Annotated in this window: 2 protein-coding genes; both read left to right on the top strand. The window is 67.9% G+C overall.

The window, feature by feature from the left end; genetic code table 11:
- Window positions 1–233: 233 nt before the first annotated feature.
- The gene (locus tag BJF83_RS03160; protein WP_143831770.1) at window positions 234–479 is read left to right on the top strand and encodes a hypothetical protein; all 246 of its coding nucleotides are present in this window, start codon (window positions 234–236) and stop codon (window positions 477–479) included.
- 197 nt (window positions 480–676) lie between these two features.
- The coding region (locus BJF83_RS03155; protein ID WP_075925107.1) for a replication-relaxation family protein at window positions 677–1,450 on the top strand (774 nt) is incomplete at its 3' end.

The raw sequence follows: 1,450 nt of genomic DNA, 5'->3' as shown, positions 1-1,450 counted from the left end.
TCTCTCACTTGACGGTCACACGGTGGCTCGCCTTGTCGCTATAGCCGTCCAGGTCAGATCACCCATCCCGGAGTTACACCACTCCAAGGGACATGACCGTCCCCGACCCGCCCAAGCGGGCCAGGGCCGCGATTTCTCCGGTACCTGAACGCCCCCAACAGCCTGCTCCGGCTGTGTCGGCGACCGCGTCCGATCCGAGTACCTCTCCGAGGCGGGTGGCGTCGGTCGGCGAGGTGGCTGCGTACTGGGAGCGCGACGACCATGGGGGCGGGTTCGACGCCGCGCCTGAGACCGACCCCGAGGAGGAGTGGGGCGCCCTTGTTCGCCCCTACATGCCTCCACCGCCCCAGATCCGGATGCCGGTTCCCTGTGCCCGCGTTCCTGAGGGTGATCTGTTGGCCGCTCCGCCGCAGCGGGCTCCGGACGACCTGGCCGATCTCGCCGCAGTGGTTCGGACCTATCTCAACACGGTTGGCTGAGCGGTTCGGATCGGGATGAGGGTGGTGTCGCTTCAGCGGCACCACCCGCCTACTTCATGGGTGGGCGTGATCGCGAGACGCCCGCGTGCAGGGGCCTTGAGGTGAGAATTCGGCCTCTCGGTGTCGCATCCGCGCCGTCCTCGTCTCCATAGGGAGGTGAAAGGCAAAGGAAGGGCGAGGACCCCTGGAGGGCGTGCGTGAACGAGTACGAGCAGACACTGTCGAGGTTGGCTCCCCGGATCACCGACCGGGACCGGCAGATCCTGGTGGGGTTGTGGGAGCACCAGGTGATGACCACCCACCACCTGCACCGCATCTACTTCCCTCATGCCGGACCCCGCCGGGCCCGCTCCCGGCTGCTGACTCTGCACCGGTACGGGCTGCTCAATCGGTTTCGCCGCCACGCCCACGACCGCAACGCCCCTGACCATTGGATCCTGTCCCCGACCGGAGCGGTGTTGGTCGCCTTGTACCAGGGCAAGGAGCCCGAGGAGCTGCACTTCCGCTCCGACCGGGCTCTGGCGTTGGCCCACTCGCCAAGGTTGGACCACATCCTCGGCCTGGCCCAGACCCGCGCCCACTTCGTCGAGAGCGCCCGTGACGTGGGTGCCGATCTGCTCCGGTGGAGGTCCGAGCGCGAGTGTAAGGAGAGGTGGGGCAGGTATATCCGCCCGGACGCCCTCGTCCGTTGGGAGGAGGGCGAGTTGGTCCTGGACGCGTTCGTGGAGTACGACACCGGCACCGAACCCCTCACCCAGCTCAAGCGGAAGATGCCGGGGTACGCGCTCCTGGCCCAGACCAGCAAGCTGCCCTCCATCGTGCTGTTCATAGTCCACTCCGACAAGCGCGAGGACAACGCGGCGCGCAAACTCGCCTCCGCCTGCACCGGCACGGTGGGGGTGTACCTGACCACCCACCACCGCCTGGCGGTGGAAGGGGCGGGCGCGCCGATCTGGCGGCTGGCTCACTGC

The sequence above is a fragment of the Nocardiopsis sp. CNR-923 genome (genome assembly GCF_001942255.1).
Taxonomy (GTDB): Bacteria; Actinomycetota; Actinomycetes; order Streptosporangiales; family Streptosporangiaceae; genus Nocardiopsis.
This window is presented reverse-complemented; position numbering and strand designations above follow the sequence as displayed.